Below are 17,668 nucleotides of genomic sequence, written 5' to 3' on the forward strand. Positions count from 1 at the left end.
CTTAGTGTAGTCCCTTCTCATGAGTGATGGCTTCAACTTCGCGCATAGCTTCTTCGTTTAATTGATCGAGCTTGTTGTTGGCAATGTACGAATACACACCACATAACAAGAAAGACAGCACGATGATGCCTAATCCTAGAGGGATACCCCAAGTGGTTACACCACCTGAAAGCGATGACAATAAAAACTCTTTGTTATAGCCAACTAAAAGCATAAAACCAACGTAGACGAACAGCATAATGCCTGTCAATGTCCAGCTCAGTGTGCTTTTCTTTTTGACCATTTCTTTGAATTTGGGATTCTGTAGAATTTGCTCTACTTGTCTCTCATCCATAAACAAGACTCCATATGAGACCCAACCGTAGGTCATTTTTTTTATTTAAATTATTCCGATTTTTAAATTAGCAAGATTTTGCATTGATTGTAATTTAGACTTTGGTCGCTAAATTTTGATCAATTTGAACGTGACAGTTCATGGATGCGTTATCATTACACGAGATTCTCAAGTGTAAGTCCTATGAACAGTTGGTTGATTATTGGGGTACTCACCCTCTACATCCTCATCCTTTTTATTTGCGCCTTTTTTGGTGAAAAACATGCCAGTCGGCTCAGCCCACGTGGACGTATGTTATTGTTTAGTTTGACCTTAGGCGTGTACTGTTCGTCTTGGACATTCTACGGCGCAACGGGTGCTGCTGTTCGTGAAGGGATCATTTTCCTTCCAATCTACTTAGGCCCACTTCTGTTTGTCTGGTTTGGTTATGATATTTGGCGTCGCTTAGGTCGAGTACGTCAGCACCATGCTATTTCCTCAATTGCTGACTTTGTGGCAGCACGTTATGGCAAAAGCGGACCTCTCGCCTCACTCGTCACCATTTTAGCAGTGATCGCCATCATTCCTTATCTTGCCTTACAACTGAGAGCCATTGCACTCAGTGCATCCGTGATGTTACAACAAGATTCAGAAGTGATGAATCTGACCACCAATGGTGTTCTTGCACTTACAGGGGTTCTCGCAATTTTGGCTATGATGTTTGGTACACGTCAGATTGCCAATACCGAACAGCATGGTGGGTTAATGCTGGCAGTCGCTTTTGAATCCTTTGTTAAATTATTCGCACTCCTCTGTGTCGCTTTTTTCTTTTTATTTGACCGCCCCGAAAACCTCATTCAAGTTTCCGCAGACGTATCCAAAACCTTCCATGAAATTCAACTGATGGGCGTGCCAGATACCTTCTGGATTCAAACACTTTTAGCAGCATTAGCGATTATATGTTTGCCACGCCAGTTTCATGTTGCTGTAGTTGAATTACGTGATGAAAAACATATTCGTGGTGCGCGCAGATGGTTTGCCGCTTATATCATTTTAACCATTGTCGCGATTATTCCGATTGCGAGTTGGGCACTTCATGCTGCACCAGAATACATGGCAGTCCCTGATGTTGCCGTGCTGTCACTGCCTTTGAGCTATAACCAAGAATGGCTGACGCTCTTAGCATTCCTTGGAGGATTTTCGGCATCAACGGGTATGCTTTTAGTCTCTTCAGTCGCACTCTCAATCATGCTCAGTAACGACTTGATTATGCCTGCGCTATGGCGCTTGGGTTGGATTTCGCGTCATGACAAGCGTTTACCTCGAATGCTGAAATTCACACGTCGCGTATGTATTTTGGCAGTCATGCTGCTTGGATTCTTATTCTTCCATTTCTTTAATGACATTGATCAGCTTTCAGTATTTGGTCTTTTGGCATTTAGTGCTGTAGCACAGTTTGCACCTGCACTTATTGGCGGTTTGTACTGGCGAGGTGGAAGTAAACAAGGGGTCTATGCAGGTCTCATCGTTGGTTTTGTAATGTGGAGTTACACACTGCTCTTACCAACAATTTTAAGAAGTTTACCAGATGAATATTATCAATTTACCTATTCGTTTCTGATGTTTGGACCTCTGGGATTTGACTTATTAAAGCCTGAAGCATTACTTGGTTTTGAATCATTTGCGCCATTAACACATGGTGTAATTTGGTCACTTGGCTTAAATATCGTGCTCTACATCTGGATCTCACGAATTTATCGTCCAAGTATTGCTGAGCAAATACAGGCAGAAAGTTTCTTCTATTACGAAACAAAACCCCTACAAACGCAACAAACCTCAAATGAAGTTAATTATTTACATCATGATGTCGCACGATTAAAAGTGGGTGACCTGATCACGCTTGCCAAACGGATTACGGGTGAAGGTCCGACCATGCATGCGTTTAATCAATTCTGCTTATCCAATAATGTGATATTAAACGAAAACAGCAGTGCCAATGGGATGTGGTGGCGTTTCACTGAACAATATCTTGCTGGCACGATTGGAGCTGCATCGGCACGTACCCTACTCACTACAGCCATGGTTAACAATGGATTAGCACTTGGACAGGTCGCTAATATTCTAGACCAAGCATCACAATGGCAACGCTTTAACCAAAATCTAATTATGACCATGATCGACCACATGACCCAAGGGGTAAGTGTTGTCGATGAAAACATGTGTTTAGTCGCATGGAATAATCAATATCTCGTTTTATTCGATTATCCAAAAGATTTGGTATATGTGGGCTGCCCAATTGCAGACTTGATCCGATACAACGCAGAGCGCGGTGAATGTGGACCTGGTTCCGTTGAAGAGCACGTACGTAAACGTATTCATTGGATGAAAGTAGGTAGCGCTCATGAGTTCGAACGTATTCGAAAAGATGGTCGTGTTATCCAAATGCGAGGAAATCCAATAGAAGGCGGTGGCTTCGTGACGACATTTGCTGATATTACGGCATTCCGAGAAACTGAAGCATTACTTGAAGGACGCGTTCAAGATCGTACTCAACAACTTGCCAATGCCTTGGCAGAACAACAATTGGCACGTGAACAAGCTGACAAAGCCAATATGTCAAAAAGTCGATTCATTGCTGCCGCAAGCCATGATTTACTTCAACCTATGCACGCTGCACGCTTGTTCAGTACGGCATTAGAACAAAGCATTCAAAATGAAGAAGATGCTAAAACGCTGCAGCAACTCGATCGCGCCTTACATGGTGCAGAGAGTATGCTTTCTGCATTATTAGACATTGCACGTTTAGAAGGTGGAACAATACAACCTAAACGACAAGCCTATCCATTACATGACCTATTGAGTGACTTAGAACTACAATTTAAATCAATTGCAGCACAACGAGCGATCTCCTTCCGAGTGCATGACGTGAAGTTCTGGATTGATACAGATCCTCAATGGATTCGCCGTATTATTCAAAACTTTGTCAGTAATGCCCTAAGATACACAGCAAAAGGTCGTGTAATTGTTGGGGTGTTACGTTCAGCAGAAAGAGCGAATCATATTCGTATTGGTGTTTGGGATACTGGTCCAGGGATTGCTGAACAACAACGTATTAAACTCTTCCAAGAGTTTGAACGTTGCGGACATACCTCGCCATGGGGTGAACAAGGTTTAGGTCTTGGACTCGCCATCGTTCAGAGAATGACCAGTATGTTGGGTTATCCTGTGCATGTGTATTCCGAGTTGGGTAAGGGTTCATGTTTTATGATTGAAGTCCCACTCATCGATGCACCAAAGGTTGTGACCGCACCAGTTCAAGCCACACCATTAAAATCTGCAGCGTATAAAATTTTATGTTTAGACAATGATGAAACTATTTTAGAAGGCATGGCAACTTTGCTTACTAAGTGGGGTTATCAAGTGTTTAAAGCCACAGAACCTGAACAAGCGCTTGAGATTATCCAACAAGAGAACATTCAAGTTTGGTTGGTCGATCAACACCTGAATTCAAATAAAATAGGATTAGATTTTATTGTAGACCATCGTCAAGAAAATGTACCTGTGGCATTGATTACAGCTGATTCAGATCCTGAGCTTCCTCAACGACTCAAAGAGCTGAATATTGTCCTACTGAAAAAACCTCTCAAACCTGCCTCACTACGTTCATGGTTATCAGGTTTAAAAATTTCAAAATAAGATTTGAATAGTTATATTTTGATACATTCATCACCCAGTTTTTCCAAGAAGAGCTGGGTGATTTTTATACATATTTACACCATACTTTACAATGATTGGCAAACCTTAGCTTTAGAGGTGGCAAAAGAGAACAAAATAAAGCTAAAGAGCGCGTTGGCAATTGACCAAAAAAATCAAAGTCCGATTTTCTATGGCAAAACACATCAAAAGTTGAAAGATCATTTAAAACAAATAGTTACAAGTTTACTAACATCATGTTTTTAGATGACAAATTTACTCATCAAATAAAAATTAATACTTTAGTCTTATTCTTATTGCAATCAACATAATTCTAAATCTAGCCATCAGCACATCTTCTTTCGATTAAAGCAATCAAAGTGCCTCAAATTTTCTCGAGAATAAAAGTATCAAATGGAGTCTTGCAATGAACATTTCAGAAGCTATGCCACATGGTTTAGATCGTAATCACGAATTTCATCGCCAATATGGTGCCAATGCAATTTTGCCTGAAATCAAGTGGCAAGAAATTTTTCCATCTACATCCCTAAAAAATGTACATGTACGTGCCTTGGAACAGATTTACCAAACTGCAGTACCTTTGGCTTTACAGGTTTTTGAACAATTAAAATTTGATGTATTTACACCAGCAGCTTATCACCCTCAAGGCTTAGGTTTATTTGATAAATTGGCACAACAAGAAAATCAACTTATTCAACGTTTAGCATCAGAATGCCGAGATTTAGATGAACATACGCGTCATCAAGTGTGGAGTATGTTGTTGCGTGGTGGCGCAGTTTTGGTCTTTAAAGCTTGGCTTGGTAAAGTGAAAACTGGTGAAAATACGCTTGATACCACGCAGTTTGATGAAATTTCAGATTTACTTTTTATCAAAACACCGCCGCTTGCACTCGCAGAACAATTAGGCATCGATGCATATGTAGATTTCGATCATATTTTTCTCATGTATGGCAATGAGGTGTTTTTAGATCGTTTTAATGGACTTGAAACGGCTGCACTCTTTGTTGATCTGAAAGTTTATGATGCCGCTTTTTTAAGTCTTAGAGATGATCGCGTTGCAGAATATTTAAAACGCAAGGGCTATGTAACACAAGATCAAATTGATGAACTTCAATGTGCACTCAATCCTCTATATTGTAATGAGTTAACACCTAAACAGGACTGTTTAGCCTAAAGTAGATACACATCGAAAAAAAGACCTTTGATTAGGTCTTTTTTTCAAATCTAAGAATCAATTAAACACGTTTTTCTTCGATGTTTAATGCATTAATCGCTAATACAGCCTGAGTACGATTTTGAACGCCTAATTTACGGAAAATCGCGGTCACATGCGCTTTAATCGTTGCTTCAGAAACATCAAGTTCGTATGCGATCTGTTTATTCAACAAACCTTCCGCAACCATCATTAACACTCGGAATTGTTGTGGTGTTAGAGATTGAATACGTTCTGCTAAAGCTGTTTCATCTGCAGCACGTGAATCAAAGTTTAAATTCGCAGGCAGGTTTGGTGGTAACCACATATCCCCTTCTAATACCTGACGAATCGCTTCACCAATGTGACTCGGATGCGCTGATTTTGGAATATAGCCCATTGCACCATGTGCAATCGAGCGTTGAATAATTGAAACTTCTTCATGTGCCGATACGACAATAATTGGTAACGATGGATACTGTGCACGCACATGCACCAACGCTGAGAAGCCTGATGCACCTGGAAGATTCAAATCTAAAAGCACTAAATCTGGTTCAGGACCTTTTTCTAAACGTTCATAAAATTCATTAACAGCAGCTGTTTCATGGATTTGGGCTTGCGGTAAGCTGTAACGAACTGCTTGAATTAAAGCATGACGAAACAGTGGATGATCATCAACGATTAAAATATTCATAAGCGAGGCGAGAGATCTCAAACACAATCAATATACTAACTGTGCTATAGCTGTTAAGGATATATAAATATTAACGAATTTTTGCAGAAAATGTCGGGCTAAATCTTACAAACGCGATTTTTTTATGTAATTTTGAAAATTCGATAAGCACATCACTTTTAAATATAAAATTTATTCAAATACTGAAATAGCTTATTCATAATCATAAATATAAGTTTATTCAGTTATTTATCACTAATTTATATCTTAAGAAGATTAAATTCCCGCTATATACGCAAAAATGATATTTATTCTTGTTTTGGTTATTTTACAGAATAAGCATTAATCCACATAAATAGTGCATCCGAGATTAATTTTAAATTTTTAGGTTTGTACTATGTCTACTGCTCAACAAAAACCATTAAATATCGTCGCTGTCTCTGGCGGTTTAAATAATCCTTCAAAAACTGAAGCGCTTGTTCAAGCGATTTTAGATGAGTTAAGTGAAGCAACACCAATTCATGTGCATTTTATTAAATTTAGCGAAATCGGTCATTTATTAGGTGGTGCCATTTATCGCAATCAGCTGCCGCAACGTGTTCAAGATGATCTTGCTGCTGTTGAAGCCGCGGACGCATTGATTGTGGGAACGCCTGTATATCGCGCATCTTTCACAGGTTTATTTAAACATTTCTTTGACTTTGTAGAACAAACTGCGCTGGTTGATGTGCCTGTATTACTAGCTGCATCAGGGGGCAGTGATCGCCATGCCTTAGTACTTGAGCATCAATTGCGTCCTTTATTTAGCTTCTTCCAAGCACAGACTTTGCCAATTGGCGTTTATGCAACTGATCGTGATTTTACGCCTGAATACACCATTCACAGTGAACTATTACGTGCGCGCATTACCTTAGCCATTGCTCGTGCTTTACCAATTTTAGAGTGGGCACCAGCCAAAGGTAAACGTGCTGAGGTTGTGAAAGATAAAACCCAACAAGCCAATCAGAACTTGGGCATTAACAAACAAATCGAACAAGAAGAAGTATTGCCTTCAGCAGCAGTACCAAGTTTAGATGCAGCAGAGTCACGCTTGCATCACAAGAATAATGCTGCCCCAAAAATTGAAGTGGCATAAATATAATTGAATCAATGAGGGTATAAGCCATGTCTAATGCAGAAAAACAAGCGATTAAATTTGCCTATTGGGTTCCAAATGTCAGTGGTGGTCTTGTTGTCAGTAATGTTGAGCAACGAACTGACTGGAGCTACGACTACAATGTTCGACTCGCGCAAGCTGCTGAAAAAAGTGGATTTGAATATGCCTTGACACAGATTCGATTCACGGCAGGATACGGCGCGGAAAATCAGCATGAATCTGTAAGCTTTAGTCATGGCTTATTGGCAAAAACTGAAAAGTTACGTGTGATCGCAGCAATTTTACCAGGCCCTTGGAAACCCGCGCTGGCGGCTAAACAGCTCGCGACAATTGACCATTTAACCAATGGACGTATCGCTATTAATGTCGTCAGCGGATGGTTCCGTGGTGAATTTGATGCCATCGGTGAAGAATGGCCTGAACACGATCAACGATATGCACGTTCAGAAGAGTTTATTCGTAGCTTAAAAGGCATTTGGACGCAGGATAACTTTAGTTTTGATGGAAAATATTATCAATTTAAAGACTACACCTTGAAGCCAAAACCTGTTCAAAGCCCACATATTGAAATTTTCCAAGGGGGTAGCTCGCGTGCCGCACGTGATATGGCATCTCGTGTTTCTGATTGGTATTTCACCAATGGAAACACGCCTGCTGAAATTAAAAAGCAGATTGATGACATCCGTGAAAAAGCTAAGCTGAATCACCATCAAGTCAAAATTGGGGTGAATGCCTTTATCATTGCTCGTGATACTGAAGAGGAAGCAAAAGCTGTACTTCAAGAAATCATTGACAATGCAAATGTAGAAGCAGTCAATGCTTTTGGTGATGCAACTCGTGAAGCAGGTGCCGCAACTCAAGAAGGTGAAGGTAACTGGGCAAAATCAACATTTGAAGATCTTGTCCAATACAACGACGGGTTCAGAACAAATCTCATCGGTACACCGCAACAAATTGCTGAACGTATCGTTGAATTAAAATCAGTTGGTGTGGATCTGATCTTATCTGGCTTCTTACATTTTATAGAGGAAGTTGAATATTTTGGTGAAAAAGTACTGCCTTTAGTTCGAAAACTCGAAGCTGAACAGCAACAACACATCACCGCTAAATCAGCTTAATTTGTCTTCGATTATTCAACAACGATCTGAATGAAATCAGCGCTTTGTTCAATCTTGTTTTGACCCTGATAACTATAATAATAGCGTCATGCAGTAGCAACTTAACCCCCAAGGCTCGGCTTGGGGGCTTTTTATTGGATAGTTCATATAATCTGATCAGCAACAGTACAGCGAAAATTGAATAAATCGTACATTGTTCCGCTGTTGCAAGGTTATAATCACCTCAAAAATGAAGACAGCACAGCCTTATGGGTTCAATTCAATCAATAGAACATTCAAATAATTCCTCTGGTGCTTCAGCGAATAAAATGGCGGTTCATATTATTTTCGCTATTGCATTAGCGCATGGATTACATGATCTGATCCAGTCTTGCTTACCTGCCATTTATCCCATGCTGAAACTCAATTTTGACTTAAGCTTTACCCAAATTGGGATTATTTCTTTGGTCTATCAAATGACTGCATCAATTCTACAACCTTGGGTTGGACTCTACACTGATAAGCATCCTAAGCCCTACCTCCTCCCTTTGGGTATGTGCGTTACACTGCTAGGTATCGTTCTGCTGGCATTTGCATGGACTTTTCCTATCTTACTGATTTCAGCAGCACTCATCGGTGTGGGCTCATCTACCTTTCACCCAGAAGCCTCACGAGTAGCAAGAACAGCATCAGGCGGTCGCTTCGGAACTGCTCAATCCACTTTTCAAGTGGGTGGTAATAGCGGCTCTGCCGTTGGGCCACTGTTGGCCGCAGCAATCATTGTACCGAACGGTCAAGCCTCAGTTGCTTGGCTCTTGATATTTGCCATTTTCGCTATTTATCTGCTTTACAGAATCAGTCGATGGACCATTCAATATGGTGTTCAAGCTGCTTCAGCAGTAAAAGCCAAGCAATCAACACCGTTGAAAGGTTCTAAACTTGTACAGGGAATTGTGATTATCTGTGCGTTAATGTTTGCAAAATTCACGTACATTGCAAGTATTGGAAATTACTATACCTTCTATTTGATCGAAAAGTTTCAGGTCAGTATTCAACAGGCTCAGCTTTATTTATTTGCTTTTTTAGCCGCAGTAGCAATCGGTACTTTTGCTGGCGGCCCTATCGGTGACAAAATAGGTCGTAAAGCTGTCATTTGGATTTCCTTCATTGGCATGGCACCCTTTGCATTACTCATGCCACATGTGAATTTGATGTGGACGTGTATCTTTGCGATTCTTGCTGGATTGATTATGTCTTCCGCATTTTCAGCAATGGTTGTATATGCACAAGAAGCGATGCCAGGTCGTGTCGGCATGGTCTCTGGTTTGATGTTTGGTTTGATGTTTGGGATCAGCGGTATCGCGGCAGCAGCTTTGGGCTATGTAGCAGATCATCAAGGTATTCGTTGGGTATTTCACTTTAGCTCATACTTACCACTACTGGGTTTATTGACTTTCTTTTTACCTAGAACCAATTGATCTGCGTAAGATGATCATCTCTTCAATCTCAGGTAGGATTAAAAGCAGTTAAGATTTATTTTTAGGCAAAGGTTTATTATGTATACAGGTATCGTGCAAGGGTTAGAAAAAGTATTAGATATACAGCATAAAGAGGGATATCGGACTTTTGTTATTTCTAATGCGCTCAATCTTTTTCATGATGTATTTATCGGCGCCAGTGTTGCTATTAATGGTGTTTGCTTAACCACTACACAAATTGATCTGATCGCTGGTCAAGTGCATTTTGATGTTTCAAATCTGACACTTGAATTAACCACTTTAGGTCAACTCAACATCGGTGATGAGGTCAACATTGAACGCTCCGCTAAAGTAGGTGCTGAGAATGGTGGGCATAATTTATATGGTCATATTGAAGGCACTGCAACTGTAAAGCATTTAACCAAAAATGGCGAAACTGTTCATATCGACCTTGAAATTCCAAATGGCAATATCAAATATTTCTTCTTAAAGGGCTTTATCGGTTTAAATGGCTGCAGTTTGACAGTCAATCAGGTTGATCGTGCAAACAATCAAATCTCAATCGATCTTATTCCAGAAACTTTACGCTTAACCACATGGAAATATGTTCAAGTCGGCGATCAAGTCAATTACGAAATTGATCAGATGACACGTACGCTTGTCGATACTTTAGAAAATATTCATCAACGATAATATTTTTATGAGAAGCTTTCTTACTCAGATAGCTTTTCATGGATTTCGCTTGTTATTTCATTTGCGAATCAGGATTTCTAAGTAAGACACCAAAATTATTGTATCTATAGTTTTCCTTACAATACTTATCACCAAATGAAATTGGGCAATTTTCATATTCTGGGCTTTTCCTATCATCAAATTTCATTGGGGTGAGGTAAATCCTTCCAACATCTAATTTTGAAGGCCGACTATAGGAACCTAAATCCTGTGTTAAAGCAAACTTAGAATAATCATAAAATCTGGGGGCATAACCTGAAACTTCTATATATAGATCACCTGAAAAAGCTTTATAAGAATGATATGACGGTGGAATCAACCAATAATCTAAGCTGAAAGCCCTTGCTGAAAATATTCCATAATCATCAGTCACCTTCATTTCTATATCATGACTTGTCAAACCAAAATTGATAAACCCTTTTCGGTTTGGTATTGGTTGTCTTGTTTCCGCATCATATAAATAGCCTGTAATATTAGGTGTCAAATAAATATAATTTTTTTCACATGCGATTAACATCCAACAAGTCAACGCCATCAAAAGAGCTTTATCAAGTTTCATTTTTGTTATTAATATAGTTCATGAACCAAAAAGTATATCAAGAGTAGAAACTCGGATCTGGAACTTTTCCAGTTAATACCCACTCTCCGACTTCCTGATATTTATAATCAATTGGATCATGCAAGGTTTGGGTTCGTACATTACGCCAGAATCGATCCAAATTCAGTTTTGCTGTAGTCGCGCGTGCCCCCATCACTTGAAAAATATTTTGTGTTACATAAAGTGAAGTATGAGTCGCTGCGATTTTGGCGGTGGCGATTGCAATTGAGGCTTCACCACGTTGCTCCGCAGTTAACGTTTCGCCTTCATCCCACGCCTTTTGTAATGTATTGATCGCTTTTTCCGCGAGCAAGCGCACACCTTCAAGTTGCACATAAAATTCGGCGAAATGCTTCTGGGTAAATGGATCATTCACCGCTTGTTCAACCAGTGATTTCGACCAAGCTTTTTGTGTTTGAACTGTCTCTTTCGCAACATTGAACGCTCCCTCAGCAACACCTAAAAATAAATGCACGAAAATCAGTTGAGCAATTAGCGGCCTCAAACTTGAATAAGGTGTACTCAAAGGACCGGGATTGAGGAGTAATTCTTCCTTGCGAATTTTGACCTGTTCAAAATGACTGGTACCACTATCCGTTTGACGTTGCCCCATATTATTCCAATCTCCAAGAAAGCTCACGCCCTCTCGTGCTGTTGGAATCACGCCAATCAGTAACTTCCCATCTTCATTAAATCCCGAACAGAGCAAGATATCTGAATCAATTGATCCAGAACAAAAACTTTTATCACCATGGAAGATAAATTCTTCATCAGAAATTTGTTTCGCGGTTGTTCTACGATCTAATGGATTTAACGTATTACCCCAAAATAAGTTGTGTTTGGCGGTTTGTCTAAACCAATCTCCATATTGAGCTGGTTGTGCAAAAAGTTGTACCGTCGCTATAAGTAAATGATGAAAGCCATATACATGCGCAAGCGAACTATCGACTTGAGCAATGGTTTGAATGGTTTTAAAAATCGTGCTCCAAGTTGCACCTTGCCCACCAAATTCTTTTGGAATAGATAAAGACAATAAACCACTTTGTCGAATTAGATCTCGCTGAGCCTTTGGATTTCCACCCTGTTTGTCGCGTTCTGCTGCGGTCTTCGCAAACTCAGATGCAAGTATTTGCGCAGTCTCAAGTGGCGTTTCAGGATTAAAATTTAGGGGAGAATTCATTGTTATATTCCGTTTCGCATCTGCTAATAAGCTTAGCAGATCAACATGATTTGACTTATCACAATGCCTGCTTTTCTTATCACTGAACTAAAAATACCGCTAGTTGAACTAACGGTATTTAAAACATGACTTCATCTGTTTAATCGGGATTATTGCTGTGATTTCACTTCAGCAATTAATTGATCCACGACCTGTGGATCTGCCAAAGTTGAGGTATCCCCCAAACTATCTAGCTCATTAGCAGCAATTTTTCTCAAAATTCGTCGCATAATCTTGCCTGAACGTGTTTTTGGTAATGCTGGCGCCCAATAAATTGCATCTGGTGTAGCCACAGGTCCCAGAACTTTGCGTACCCAACCTACCAGCTCTTTCCTGAGTTCTTCTGACTCCGGCGTATCCGCCTGTAAAGTCACATAAGCTGCTATCCCTTGACCTTTGATGTCATGCGGCATACCCACAACGGCTGCTTCTGCAACATGTTCATGTGCAACCAAGGCACTTTCAATCTCTGCTGTTCCCAAGCGGTGCCCCGAAACGTTCAGAACATCATCCACTCGACCCGTAATCCAGTAATAACCATCTTTATCACGGCGTGCACCATCTCCCGTGAAATAATTCCCTGGATAAGTTGAGAAATATGCCTCGATAAAACGATCTGGATCACCCCAAATGGTACGCATTTGTCCTGGCCAAGAATCTTTGATCACCAAATTACCTTCAGCCTCTCCTTCTAGCTCTTTACCATCAGCATCAACCAAAGCAGGTTGTACCCCAAAGAATGGGCGTGTTGCAGAACCAGGTTTAAGTGCAGTTGCGCCCGGTAAAGGCGAAATCATGAAGCCACCTGTTTCAGTTTGCCACCATGTATCTACAATTGGACAACGACTTTCACCAACTACGGTGTAGTACCAGTTCCAAGCTTCAGGATTAATTGGCTCACCGACGGAGCCCAACAAGCGTAAGCTACTACGGTCACTTTCACGGATAAATGCATCACCTTCACGCATCATCGCTCGGATCGCCGTTGGTGCCGTATATAAAATTGTGACGTTGTGCTTATCTACAATATGTCCTGTGCGTGCCCAAGTTGGGTATTGTGGAACACCCTCAAACATCAATGTTGTCGTCCCATTTGAAAGTGGACCATACAACACATAAGAATGACCAGTAATCCAACCGACGTCAGCGGTACACCAGAAAATATCGTCTTGTTTTAAATCAAATACTTCCCTAAAGGTAAAGTTCGCGTAAGTCAGATAACCGCCTGTAGTATGTAGCACACCTTTAGGTTTACCCGTTGAGCCTGAAGTATATAAAATAAACAACGGATCCTCTGAATTCATTGGTTCAGGTGGACAGATATCTGTGACTGTCATGATTTCCATGTGATACCACAGGTCACGCCCTTCATGCATCGTGATTGGGTTACCAGTACGATGTACCACAATGACATTTTGTACAGAACTCGTCCCTTCAAGCTCCATCGCTGCATCAACGTTTTCTTTCAGTGGAATTGGCTTCCCACCCCGCATGCCCGAGTCTGCTGTAATGATGACTTTTGCTTGGCTATCATCAATTCGACTTGCTAAAGAATCTGGTGAAAAACCTCCAAACACCACGCAATGTACCGCACCAATACGCGTACATGCCAACATCGCAATGGCTGCTTCAGGAACCATTGGCATATACAGAACAACACGGTCGCCCTTAGTCACGCCATGCTTCTTGAGGACATTGGCAAAACGACAAACTTCATCGTGTAATTCTTCAAATGAAATAATTTTATGGCGTGATGGATGATCACCTTCCCAAATAATCGCAGGTTTATGTGGGTGTTCTTTTAAATGTCGATCGAGACAGTTTTCACTGACATTTAATTGGCCATCTGCAAACCATTCAACTTTGTAATTCTCTTTATCAAAGTTGGTATTTTTGACTTGTGTAAAAGGCTTAATCCAGTCTAGTTTCTTGGCTGCTTCGGTCCAAAACGCTTCGGGGTTTTCAATAGATGCTTTATACCGCTCGAAATATTGCTCTTCATTGGTTCGTGCAGTTTTTTTAAAAACTTCGGGTACTGGATATATTTCATTCATAATTCGCATCCTTGATTTATGTTTCTCATCTCGAGAGTTGTCTTGATCATACTGATCATTTTTTGTCTTATATCTTGAGTATGACTATACTTTAAAATTTCAAACAATCATGCTTTGGTCGTAGACTGAGCATTCATTTATTTCAAAAGTTATCCGTATTTTCCTGCCAATTGAACGACCTAAAATATCTAACAGTCAATGATCCGAATCATTGCTGATCATCATTCCTAAGCAAGTAAAATCTGTCGTTGTCAAAAAACTCCATTTTTTTATTAATAAATACCATTTCGATTTTTTTGTTGGACAAGGTGCTGAATGTTTATAAAAACATACAATTTTTTTTGTTATTTTCAGTTTATTCAATGAATAAAAATGACGATAAAACCTGCGAACGTGATTTTTATTCACTCTATTTTCAGGCAAAATGTAAACATTCAATACATTTGGAACACTCGTGGCTGAACAACAAAATTCTTTGAGTCAGGTGGCTCAAGGTACGACTCAACTTCTACAAGATGCAAGTGAGAAAACGGCTCAAACCGTCATTGCACATACTGCGAAATACAATGATGCATATACCACCATTGATAAAATCATGGATAGCTTTTGGGAACGAATCCCTTATATCTGTATTGCTTTGATTGTATTTACCTTATTTTGGTTGTTGTCTAAGCTGTTCAAATTATTTGTCAGAAAAGCACTTTCAGAGCGTTCATATACCAAACAAAATTTAGTGCTCGTCCTCAACCGCGTCGGTAGCTCTTTTATTATTTTCTTTGGTTTCTTAATCGCGATGGTTATTGCAATTCCAGGGTTTACACCTGGACAACTGATGAGTGCACTGGGGATCGGATCTGTCGCAATTGGTTTTGCATTTAAAGATATTTTTCAAAACCTGCTCTCTGGTATCTTAATTCTACTCGGTGAACCCTTCAAAATTGGCGACGATATCATCGTAAATGGTTTAGAGGGGACCGTTGAAGATATTCAAATTCGTGCAACCTACTTACGTTCACCTGATGGTCGCCGTATCGTCATTCCAAACGCAACGGTCTATACCAATGCAGTTACTGTTAATACGGCATATCCACGTCGTCGTTGTGAATTCGTGGTTGGTATTGGTTATGAAGATGATGTTCAAAAAGCGAAAGATATTATTTTAAGTATTTTAGACCGCGATCAACAGATTCTCAGTCAACCCGGATTTAGCGTGAATGTCTCTGCCTTAGCTGATTTCTCAATCAACCTCACTGTACGTTGGTGGGTGAATACGGGTGAAACTGCGACATCTACATCTATCAGTTTAGTGCAAGAAAAAGTAATTCAAGCTTTTGCTGAACATGAAATTTCGATTCCATATCCAGTTCAAGAAGTTAAAGTCTATCGCGGAGATTCTTCACAAGAAGATGAATCACCACGTGCTAAACAGACGACCTAACACATAAGGAATCACCGTCTCAGTACGGATAATTCGGTTGCCTAAGCTGACAGCTTGGCAGCCGTTTTTTTTGAGTAAATCAATCTCATAAGGAATATAACCACCTTCAGGCCCAATCAATATCGTGCACGGGTGCTCAATCGCATGAGGCATACTGTGGGTTGCATAAGGATGTGCTACATAAGCTGGTCGTTCAACGGAAATCATTTGAGGAAGAATATCTTCCACAAAAGGTTTAAAGCGTTTATATATTTCGATTTCAGGTGGAAATGTATCACCCGCTTGTTCTAAGCCCAGTTGAACATAGTGATTAATTTGCTGTAAAAATGGTGTTTGCCAATAGCTTTTATCGACCCGATAGCTGTGCAGCAAAATGATTTTTTCTACGCCTAAAGTTACAGCATCTTGAATCAATCGTCTCAATACTTTCGGTCTAGGCATAGCAACGATTAACGTTACAGGTAATTTCTTCGGTACAGGCTCTTCATAAAGTGGCTGAATTAAGATTTTCCTTTCAGAAATTTCTATGACCTCAGCTGTATATCGACCAGCACCTCTAATACCAACCTTTAAAGTATCTCCAATTTTAATATCAAGTTGATGCTTCAGATGCTCAATTTGGCGTGCAGATTGAATCGTCCAGAGGTCATCCTGTGCTGATGCAGGATCAAGCAATACAATATTCATATACTTAAAAAACTAAAGGTATTGATTCAGGACATGAATATGTTTTTGCAACGACCCTGTATTCCGTTGCATGATCTGTTGAGCCTGATTTTGTACTGCTAAAATCGTTTCATCCTGAGATAAGCACTGAATAAGATGATTCACCACCTCTTCCGTAGTTTGACCGATTAGAATCCCTTTTTCTTCCACAAATTCATCGACAATGGTTTGAAAGTTGAAGTAGTTCGGTCCAATCACAGTCGGGACATTGAGTGATATTGGCTCTAAGATATTATGTCCACCGCCAGGTTCATTTAATGATCCACCCACAAAACTTGCTTGGCACAATGCATACCAAATCCACATTTCACCCATACTATCAGCAAGATAAACTTGTGTATCAGCCTCAATGATTTCACCTAAACTACGTCGATGCATTTTTAATTCATGACTTTGAATGGCTTGTGCAACTTCATCAAAACGTTCTGGATGACGGGGTACAATAATCAGCAAGACGGCAGGATGATCATTTAAGTAGTCTTTAAACTTGGATAACAAATTTTTCTCTTCAGGATGATGTGTGCTTGCAATCGTAATAATTTGGCGTGCTTGCAAATCCCAATCTTGATGAAGTTGTTGCGCTTTCAATAACATTTCTTCGGGCGCATGAATATCAAACTTAATACTGCCCACTGTTTGACTATGCGCTGTAGCAGCACCTAAAGCCCTAAATCGATTCAGTGAAGCTTCATCTTGAGCCAAGAGTTGAGTCAGACCGCTGAGCATAGGCTGAGTAATACTTGGTACTTTGGCGTATCCTTTTGCTGACTTTTTAGATAAACGTGCGTTCACCAAAAAAGTGGGTATTTTACTAATTTTCGCCTGATCAATTAAATTGGGCCATAGTTCCGTTTCAACCAAAACCAACATTTTAGGCTGATATTTTTTTAAAAAAGCACTGACTAATTTTTTTTGATCTGCAGGTAAATATACTGCTTGAAAAAGATCTACATATGGTGCTTTTGCAAATAAGGATTTAGCTCGTGCCTGACCTGTTTTGGTAGTATTCGTAACCAACACAGCATACCCAAGCTTTAAATAATGTTCTATCAGAGGTTGTGCAGCATTGGTTTCTCCAACTGAAACCACATGAAACCATATCGCATTAAGATTTTTTGGAGATTGAAACGGACCGAAGCGCTCTAAGCACTCTTGATGAAATTGCTCAATATTGTCTGCTCGCTTTTTTATACGCCATTTATAAATTGGCTTTAGTAAAGCCAATGCTGCGTTATACCAAAATGGAGTTGTCAAAACGTAAGACCTCGAGCTTTCTTA

The 17,668-nt window shown here is 40.0% G+C and carries 14 protein-coding genes; 7 read left to right on the forward strand and 7 right to left on the reverse strand.

All coding sequences use genetic code 11. The annotated features are described in order from the left end of the window. Position 1: 1 nt before the first annotated feature. Entirely contained in the window at positions 2-334 is a 333-nt protein-coding gene (locus tag FTV17_RS09500; RefSeq protein ID WP_035265779.1) for a DUF485 domain-containing protein, read from the reverse strand. 183 nt (positions 335-517) lie between these two features. On the opposite strand from FTV17_RS09500, the gene FTV17_RS09505 reads away from it, so the two are divergent. Together FTV17_RS09505 and FTV17_RS09510 are read left to right on the forward strand one after the other, a co-directional pair. Further along, positions 518-4,009, forward strand: coding sequence for a PAS domain-containing hybrid sensor histidine kinase/response regulator (locus FTV17_RS09505; RefSeq protein WP_179999108.1), 3,492 nt, complete (start codon positions 518-520; stop codon positions 4,007-4,009). A gap of 424 nt (positions 4,010-4,433) precedes the next feature. Then, positions 4,434-5,201, forward strand: coding sequence for a hypothetical protein (locus FTV17_RS09510; protein ID WP_179999110.1), 768 nt, complete (start codon positions 4,434-4,436; stop codon positions 5,199-5,201). A 61-nt stretch (positions 5,202-5,262) separates the two neighbouring features. Here FTV17_RS09510 and FTV17_RS09515 read toward each other — a convergent pair whose 3' ends face one another. Further along, entirely contained in the window at positions 5,263-5,913 is a 651-nt protein-coding gene (locus FTV17_RS09515; RefSeq protein ID WP_179999112.1) for a response regulator transcription factor, read from the reverse strand. Between the two features lie 376 nt (positions 5,914-6,289). Between FTV17_RS09515 and msuE the strand changes: the two genes are divergently transcribed. The 4 genes from msuE to FTV17_RS09535 all read left to right on the forward strand — a co-directional run bounded on the left by msuE (position 6,290) and on the right by FTV17_RS09535 (position 10,316). Further along, positions 6,290-7,027, forward strand: a complete 738-nt coding sequence (msuE, locus tag FTV17_RS09520; protein ID WP_179999114.1) for an FMN reductase — start codon at positions 6,290-6,292, stop codon at positions 7,025-7,027. A gap of 29 nt (positions 7,028-7,056) precedes the next feature. Beyond that, positions 7,057-8,166, forward strand: coding sequence for a dimethylsulfone monooxygenase SfnG (gene sfnG, locus FTV17_RS09525; RefSeq protein WP_035265790.1), 1,110 nt, complete (start codon positions 7,057-7,059; stop codon positions 8,164-8,166). A gap of 308 nt (positions 8,167-8,474) precedes the next feature. Further along, complete coding sequence (locus tag FTV17_RS09530; protein ID WP_306669584.1) at positions 8,475-9,623, forward strand: MFS transporter; 1,149 nt, start codon at positions 8,475-8,477, stop codon at positions 9,621-9,623. Between the two features lie 78 nt (positions 9,624-9,701). Beyond that, positions 9,702-10,316 (forward strand): riboflavin synthase subunit alpha, encoded by a 615-nt coding sequence (locus FTV17_RS09535; protein ID WP_179999118.1) that lies wholly within the window; start codon positions 9,702-9,704, stop codon positions 10,314-10,316. Positions 10,317-10,368: 52 nt separating this feature from the next. Here FTV17_RS09535 and FTV17_RS09540 read toward each other — a convergent pair whose 3' ends face one another. From FTV17_RS09540 to acs, 3 genes are all read right to left on the reverse strand, one after another. Then, positions 10,369-10,914: a hypothetical protein gene (locus tag FTV17_RS09540; RefSeq protein WP_179999120.1), complete on the reverse strand. Its 546-nt coding sequence runs from the start codon at positions 10,912-10,914 to the stop codon at positions 10,369-10,371. Between the two features lie 37 nt (positions 10,915-10,951). Beyond that, on the reverse strand, positions 10,952-12,133 hold the full coding sequence (locus FTV17_RS09545) for an acyl-CoA dehydrogenase family protein (protein WP_179999122.1): 1,182 nt from the start codon (positions 12,131-12,133) through the stop codon (positions 10,952-10,954). A 149-nt stretch (positions 12,134-12,282) separates the two neighbouring features. Beyond that, positions 12,283-14,226 (reverse strand): acetate--CoA ligase, encoded by a 1,944-nt coding sequence (gene acs / locus FTV17_RS09550; protein WP_179999124.1) that lies wholly within the window; start codon positions 14,224-14,226, stop codon positions 12,283-12,285. A gap of 454 nt (positions 14,227-14,680) precedes the next feature. Between acs and FTV17_RS09555 the strand changes: the two genes are divergently transcribed. After that, positions 14,681-15,664 carry a mechanosensitive ion channel family protein gene (locus tag FTV17_RS09555; RefSeq protein WP_179999126.1) on the forward strand — a complete coding sequence of 328 codons (984 nt, stop codon included), beginning with the start codon at positions 14,681-14,683 and terminating at the stop codon, positions 15,662-15,664. Here the strand turns inward: FTV17_RS09555 and FTV17_RS09560 are convergent. Next, complete coding sequence (locus tag FTV17_RS09560; protein ID WP_179999128.1) at positions 15,638-16,351, reverse strand: 16S rRNA (uracil(1498)-N(3))-methyltransferase; 714 nt, start codon at positions 16,349-16,351, stop codon at positions 15,638-15,640. The genes FTV17_RS09555 and FTV17_RS09560 overlap by 27 nt on opposite strands. A 12-nt stretch (positions 16,352-16,363) precedes the next feature. Next, positions 16,364-17,644: a 3-deoxy-D-manno-octulosonic acid transferase gene (locus tag FTV17_RS09565; protein WP_179999130.1), complete on the reverse strand. Its 1,281-nt coding sequence runs from the start codon at positions 17,642-17,644 to the stop codon at positions 16,364-16,366. Positions 17,645-17,668: the final 24 nt, after the last annotated feature.

Origin of the sequence: Acinetobacter sp. YH12239 (genome assembly GCF_013417635.1) — a bacterium.
In the GTDB taxonomy this organism is placed as follows: Bacteria; Pseudomonadota; Gammaproteobacteria; order Pseudomonadales; family Moraxellaceae; genus Acinetobacter.